General features: G+C 34.6%; 6 protein-coding genes. 3 read left to right on the top strand and 3 right to left on the bottom strand.

The genetic code is table 11. The features are described from left to right. Nucleotides 1–344: 344 nt before the first annotated feature. Both J2772_RS16230 and J2772_RS16225 read left to right on the top strand, forming a co-directional pair. Entirely contained in the window at nucleotides 345–707 is a 363-nt protein-coding gene (locus J2772_RS16230) for a hypothetical protein (RefSeq protein ID WP_209918502.1), read from the top strand. 36 nt (nucleotides 708–743) lie between these two features. Next, nucleotides 744–1289 (top strand): hypothetical protein, encoded by a 546-nt coding sequence (locus J2772_RS16225; protein WP_209918500.1) that lies wholly within the window; start codon nucleotides 744–746, stop codon nucleotides 1287–1289. Nucleotides 1290–1375: 86 nt separating this feature from the next. Here the strand turns inward: J2772_RS16225 and J2772_RS16220 are convergent, their stop codons facing one another. The 3 genes from J2772_RS16220 to J2772_RS16210 form a co-directional block, all read right to left on the bottom strand. Further along, nucleotides 1376–2302, bottom strand: coding sequence for a malate dehydrogenase (locus J2772_RS16220; protein ID WP_209918498.1), 927 nt, complete (start codon nucleotides 2300–2302; stop codon nucleotides 1376–1378). 119 nt (nucleotides 2303–2421) lie between these two features. Next, the gene (locus tag J2772_RS16215; RefSeq protein ID WP_209918496.1) at nucleotides 2422–2973 is read right to left on the bottom strand and encodes a biliverdin-producing heme oxygenase; all 552 of its coding nucleotides are present in this window, start codon (nucleotides 2971–2973) and stop codon (nucleotides 2422–2424) included. 20 nt (nucleotides 2974–2993) lie between these two features. Then, entirely contained in the window at nucleotides 2994–5216 is a 2223-nt protein-coding gene (locus J2772_RS16210; protein ID WP_245365244.1) for an ATP-binding protein, read from the bottom strand. A gap of 348 nt (nucleotides 5217–5564) precedes the next feature. On the opposite strand from J2772_RS16210, the gene J2772_RS16205 reads away from it, so the two are divergent. Beyond that, on the top strand, nucleotides 5565–6614 hold the full coding sequence (locus J2772_RS16205) for a linear amide C-N hydrolase (protein WP_209918494.1): 1050 nt from the start codon (nucleotides 5565–5567) through the stop codon (nucleotides 6612–6614). Nucleotides 6615–6674: the final 60 nt, after the last annotated feature.

Raw genomic sequence — 6674 nt, 5'->3', positions numbered from 1 at the left:
CCCCGCCGTGTTCCTTTATCTTGCTGGTGTGTTGTTTTGTGTTTTTTTTTTTTTGTTTTTTTAAAAAAAAATTTCAACAAAAAATTTATAAAATCGCTTATTTATTTTGGGGGGGCGCCGCGGGGCCCCCCCCCGAAACTATTCAAAGAGTCTTTATGGATTACCGTAATGTACTTTCTATTAAGACAATTAATTTTGAATAATTAATTTTAATGACCATGAATAGACCAATCCTTTTTTCATTCTGTTTCATGATAACAATTCTTTTAAGTTGTAGTCAAAAGGAAACAAACTCAAAGAATCGAATTAATAGTTCGAATACAATACATCTCAAAAATTCAACTATGAGAACTAATATGAAAATCACAAAAATTGATACTAAAAAAGAAATTAGGAATGATGGTAATTTTAATCAAATGACATTGTTCAAAGTAGATGATAACATTAGTCTTGAAGAGCTAAAAAACTATTGTTCGGAAGTAAAGCCTGATTATCAGAATGGTTATTTTCAAATTCTGGTATTCTTCAAAAAAGCTGATGCAGCAAGATTTCCAGATAACCCTTTAACAGGCATGTACATGGAAGATGAAGATTTAAAAAACATAAAAGCCAGCTATACAATCAACAACATCAATGGTTATAGTAAACTGGATTATTATGATAACAACAGCTTTGAAAGTCTAGCACAAACCATTGATATTTATTAAACCCAATAATATATTATAATCTGAAAACCTATTACAATGAAGAAGGCTCTATTAATGGCAACTTTATGCATATTAGCAAATTGTACCAATGAAAAAAAAGTTGAAAATCCTCAAGTAACTAATGAAATTCAACCAATAAACGCAAATTTAGAACAACTGAAAACAGAAGCCTCAAGACTTCGAGGCGGCGGTTCTATTAGTAATGTTGCATTAGAAAATGAAAAAGCAATTATCTCCTATGTAAAAAATTATACGGAATACAAACAATTAAATCCACAATCTAAATTAACAAAGGATGATCTCAATGCATATTGGTTAACGGGAGATGCTATTCAAAAAGCACTTATTGAAGGATCAGTAAGAATACTAAAAGAATCAAGTTTTATTAATGAAGTTGAGATTATACTACCATTTGAAAATAATATTTATAAAATTGATGTTAAAAAGACAGAATTAGAACATTTCATGGGAAAAAGTCTTTCACAAATTAAAAATAATTGGACAAAAGTTTTTATTGACCCTTATGTTTATGATAAAAAAGGGAGAGAAAGTTTTTTTAACAAATTTGGTACTAAAAACTGATGAAAATATAGATAAAGATGTATATAAATTTTCAAAACAAACCCGCGCGCCCTTCGGGCGCGCGGGTTCTATATAAAATTCAGTAATTAGAATTTAAGATCTCCATTCACTTCTCTTACTGCATTAGCAGCTTCAGCGAATTTCAATTGCTCTTCAGCAGTTAATGTTACGTTTACGATTGATTCTACTCCGTTTGCTCCGATGATAGCCGGAACTCCTAGGCAGATGTCGTTTTGACCGTACTCACCATCAAGCATTAATGAACAAGGAATCATTTTCTTTTGATCACAAGCAATAGCCTGAACCATTACAGAAACAGCTGCACCTGGTGCATACCAAGCAGAAGTTCCTAATAATTTAGTAAGAGTAGCACCTCCTACTTTAGTTTCTTCAATCACATATTTTTGTTGCTCTTCATCAAGGAATTCAGTTACAGGAACTCCATTTCTTGTAGCTTTGCTCAATAATGGAAGCATACCAGTATCACTGTGAGCAGCGATTACCATACCGTCAACATCAGAAATTGGAGCTTCTAATGCTTCAGCCAATCTGTATTTGAATCTTGCAGAGTCTAATGCACCACCCATTCCGATGATTTTGTGCTTAGGAAGACCTGAAGTTTTGTGTACCAAATAAGCCATCGTATCCATTGGGTTAGAAACTACGATAATAATTACTTCCGGAGAATGTTTTACTAAGTTTTCAGTAACTTCTTTCACAATACCAGCGTTGATACCAATCAATTCTTCTCTTGTCATTCCAGGTTTTCTAGGAATCCCTGAAGTGATTACAGCTACATGAGAACCTGCAGTTTTACTGTAATCTCCTGTTGTTCCGGTAATTTTTGTATCGAATCCGTTAAGCGATGCTGTTTGCATCAAATCCATTGCCTTACCTTCAGCAAATCCTTCTTTAATATCTACCAAAACTACTTCTGAACAGAAGTTCTTCATCGCGATGTATTCCGCACAGCTTGCTCCTACAGCGCCTGCACCTACTACAGTTACTTTCATATTGTTACTTTTTTAATTATTTATTTGTTTAGTTACTATTTAAATTTGAAACTTCCCAAATTTAATAAATCCTGAAAAAATGAGCAATTTTTCAGAAATTTTATTAGAATTAAAAGGAATTAGTTGACATTCAGTAAAAAACTATACAGCTTTTTCGCGCCAGACAGCACTTCACCATACTTTTCCTCTGACACTTCGGTATCCAGAACCTCCTTAAAACTCTTCCACATAAGCCCTGTATTCTCCTGATAACATCCGAAAAAGTTAAAAGTAACCGCATCAAAGCCTTCCGTTTTAGAAAGCTGCTTAGCAATCACATTTCCGCCCAGCGTAGAGCCTTCAATCACATACATCGCTCCCAAAGCTTCATGTTCATTTTCAAATTCAAGGTGGTGGGATGCTGATTGATTTTCCAGAGAAAGACTTGCAAGATCCTTTTCTATAAGCGGAAGCTTCTTTCTTTCAGCAAGCTGTAATTTATCAGCATATTTTCCAGCAAGGCTGCTGAATATTTTATCTTCACTGTGAAGAAGCATCAGGTAATTGGTATGGATGATCTTTTTATAATCTTCAAGCGTGAAGGTTTTATTAAAAATCTTTTCAGAATTAAAAATTTTCTCGGCTGCATCGTGATAGTCTGCTGTATTCTGTTTAAGATATTCTGATACCATAATAACGTTTTAAAAGTTTCTCAAATGTAAGGTTTTTTGAACGTTAAAATAAATGATGTACCATCTTTATTGCTCTTATAATCTATATTTCCACCTATCCTTTTCATAATACGGTGAACAATAGACAACCCTACTCCGTTTCCTTTGAATTTCTTTGCATTATCCATCCTGTTGAAGATCTTAAACATCTTATGCTTTTCCTCTTCAGGAATACCAATTCCGTTGTCAGAAATCCTGTAAACAATGGTTTGCCCATCTTCCATTCCTTCAATTTCTACCTTAGGCTGATCTTTATGAGAAGAATATTTTACTGCATTATTGATAATATTCAGAAATACCTGATGAAGCATTGTTTTATCTGCCAGAACATCCGGACACTCCTTAATGATAATTTCACTTTCCGGACTTCCGTAAGTGATTTTCGCATTATCAGAGATCTTTTGAATGGTATGACCCGTTTTCAGGGTTTCAAGCTGTATTTCGCTATGCTTTGCCCTGCTGAGCTGCAGGACATCCTTCATCATTTCAGCCATGCTGTCAATTTCCTCAATAATGGTATTGATTTTTGTTTTACTCTTTTCAGAACCATCAGTAAGATTTCCCAAAAGCATTTGTGCATTCAGTTTCATAACGGTTAAAGGAGTTCCCAGATCGTGAGAAATGGTGTAGGAAAAGCTATCGAGTTCTTCATTCACCTTTTTCAGCTCATCATTAAGCCTTTTGATGGCATTATAGTTTTTGTGAGAAGTTTCTAAAATAAGATCTCTCACTGCCTGTACAGCACTTACATTTCTGGAGTCCCATCGTTTGGAATGTCCTTTAATATTTTCTGTAAAAATACGGAATGAAGTTCTTGGAGAAATCATTTGTCTGTCTTCTCCATTTTGAGAAAATACTCCTATTTTCTTTTCCGGATTTCCTGCCCAGTCAATGTGCTCATCAAATTCTTTACGGAACCAGATCAACATTTCGTTTTTATCCCTTTCTATGAAATAAATGATAATTCCGGCAGCATTTTCAGACAACTCCAGTTCTTTCCCATGATTTTTAAGAAAACTTCGATTGACATAAATTCTGTCAAGTGTATTTTCCAAAGCCCAGTTTACAATTCTGCTGATGCAATCCAATTCTGGAGTTGTTCCTTCTGTAATTATATTTTCATCGGATACAATGGCAAGACCATCTGCTTCCGGCAAATTCATTATTTCAGTTTTACTCTCCCACAGAGAATCAAACAGATTATTATGCTTTAAAAAACCCGTTTTAAGCTGAGAAATCCTTTCATTCAGTTCCAGACGGTAATTCAGTTCATTTTTTGATTTAAAAGAAGAATAGGCATTGGCTGCCAATGCTGTAAAAATTCCGGCCTGTACCCTATCTTCTAGGTCTATATGCTTGGGTTCCACATTCTGACAGGTCACTAACCCCCAAAGATGATTATCAATAATAATGGACACACTAAAACTGGAAGAAACTCCTGAATTTTTAAGATACTGTCCGTGAACAGGAGACATTGCCCGCGATGCAGAAAGACTCAGATCAATATCCTTAAGAGTTTTACTTATGATAGGAACCGGATCTGCATAGACATTACTGAAGATTCTTTTTCTTTTTTTAAGATAAAGTTCCTGTGCCTGTTTCGGAATATCAGACTCAGGATAATGAAGTCCGAGAAAACTTTCCATCTCTTCATTTTTCTTTTCAGCAATTACCTTTCCGGAGCCGTCCATCATAAATTTATAGACCATTGTTCGGTCATAATTCACCACTTTAGAAAGCGTTTCCAGAAGATGATTCCAAAGCTCCTGTTCATCATCAATAACATAAAAGTTATCATATTTATTAGAAATCCGCTTATCAGGATTAATCAGAACCTCTTCAAATTCAAGGAAAATATAACCTCCACTTCTGAAAACAGAAAAGTGGTATTCTTTTTCATCAAGAAAGATTTTATCAAAATACGTCTCATTTTCACGCCTAGTAAAGCGATCCAGCGAGGTATAAATATCCGAATCAATAATATTCTGAAAACTTTCAGGAAAGTCCGTAAGTTTTCTGTCGAATAACTCATTCAGGTTTCCGATTCTAAAAATATCCAATATATTCCTGCTGAAAAAAGTAATGGAACGGGATTCCGCATCAATGCCAATCAGATAACCAAAACTTTGTATAGAGCCTGGAATATGGATAGGTTCTTCGTGACATTCTACAAAATTCATATCATTCATCAGTCTATCAATCAAATATAGTTCTTTTTTTTAACTGCTTTCTCTTGTTTACTATTTAATTTTCAACCTTTTCATAGAGAATTACAACGCAAAAAAGATAGCATATATTTTCATTGAAAAATTATTCATTTTCAATCGATTTTTATATGACATATCTAAAATATACGAAAAATTTTCTAATTAGAGTGTTTTTAACCATTAAACCATGATTCATAACATGAAATGCTGTTTATCAGCTAAAATAATTATGTTATTTAAACAAATTTAACTAAATTTATATCACCAAATAAGGAATATAACTTCAAAACGATTGAATTATTCACAATAAATTCAATATAAATTTTAAATACAAATAATACTACTATGAAAAAGTTCCCATTAATTTTATTTTCTCTTGCCCTTTCAATAGGATTATGGAATCCGTCTGAAGCGTGTACCCGAGTTGTGTACAAAGGTCCGCAAAATACTATTCTTACAGCCCGTTCCATGGACTGGCGTGATGAGATTCCTGCTAATATCTGGGTTTTCCCTAAAGGAATAGACCGTAATGGCCAAACCGGTCCTAAATCTGTAAAATGGACCTCCAAATACGGAAGTGTCATCAGTTCTACATGGGATATTGCTTCCGCAGATGGAATGAATGAAAAAGGATTAGTAGCGAATATGCTATGGTTAGGAGAATCTCAATATCCGAAATTTGATCCCAAAGGAGGAAAAAAGGGACTTGCCATCTCTTTATGGGCACAGTATTATCTTGACAACTTCTCAACCGTAAAAGAAGCCGTAGAATTTTCAAGAAAAGAATCATTCGTAGTAGTTAGTGATAATATTCCGGGAACAGAAAGATTTACTACCATTCATCTTTCTCTTTCCGATGCTTCAGGAGACAATGCGGTATTAGAGTACATCAATGGAAAACTGGTTATTCATCACGATCCGTCTTACACGGTAATGACCAACTCTCCTATTTTTGATGAGCAACTTGCTCTTAACAACTATTGGAAAGGGATTCCGGGTACTGTAATGCTTCCGGGAACCAACCGTGCTGCAGACCGATTTGTAAGAGCCTCTTATTATATTGACGCCATTCCGAAAACAGCCGATACCCGTACTGCTGTAGCCAGCCTATTCAGTGTCATCAGAAACTGCTCCGTACCTTACGGGATTTCTTCACCTACTGAACCTAATATTTCTTCTACAAGATGGCGCTCTGTTTCGGATCAGAAAAATCTGGTGTATTATTTTGAAACCGTTTTCACGCCCAACACCTTCTGGGTAGATCTTAAAGATTTTGATCTGAGTGCAAAGGGAAAAGTAATGAAACTGGATCTGAGCAACTATCAGACGTATCACGGTAAATCAAATACTGATTTCAAAGAAACTCCATCTTTCAAATTCTTAGGCTTAGAATAAAAGATTTAATCGTAAGTGTTTCTTTGTAAAACGATACTTTTCGGAAACACTTAAGATTTT

Source organism: Chryseobacterium jejuense (genome assembly GCF_017877355.1).
Classification (GTDB): Bacteria; Bacteroidota; Bacteroidia; order Flavobacteriales; family Weeksellaceae; genus Chryseobacterium; species Chryseobacterium jejuense_A.
The sequence above is the reverse complement of the archived record's forward strand: the minus strand, read 5'-3'. Positions and strand labels throughout refer to the sequence as shown.

What these genes read in the sequence shown, in the direction of transcription:
- J2772_RS16215 (WP_209918496.1), bottom strand. Translation starts at nt 2,973, where the DNA reads ATGGTATCAGAATATCTTAAACAGAATACAGCAGACTATCACGATGCA.
- J2772_RS16225 (WP_209918500.1), top strand. Translation starts at nt 744, where the DNA reads ATGAAGAAGGCTCTATTAATGGCAACTTTATGCATATTAGCAAATTGT.
- J2772_RS16230 (WP_209918502.1), top strand. Translation starts at nt 345, where the DNA reads ATGAGAACTAATATGAAAATCACAAAAATTGATACTAAAAAAGAAATT.
- J2772_RS16220 (WP_209918498.1), bottom strand. Translation starts at nt 2,302, where the DNA reads ATGAAAGTAACTGTAGTAGGTGCAGGCGCTGTAGGAGCAAGCTGTGCG.
- J2772_RS16205 (WP_209918494.1), top strand. Translation starts at nt 5,565, where the DNA reads ATGAAAAAGTTCCCATTAATTTTATTTTCTCTTGCCCTTTCAATAGGA.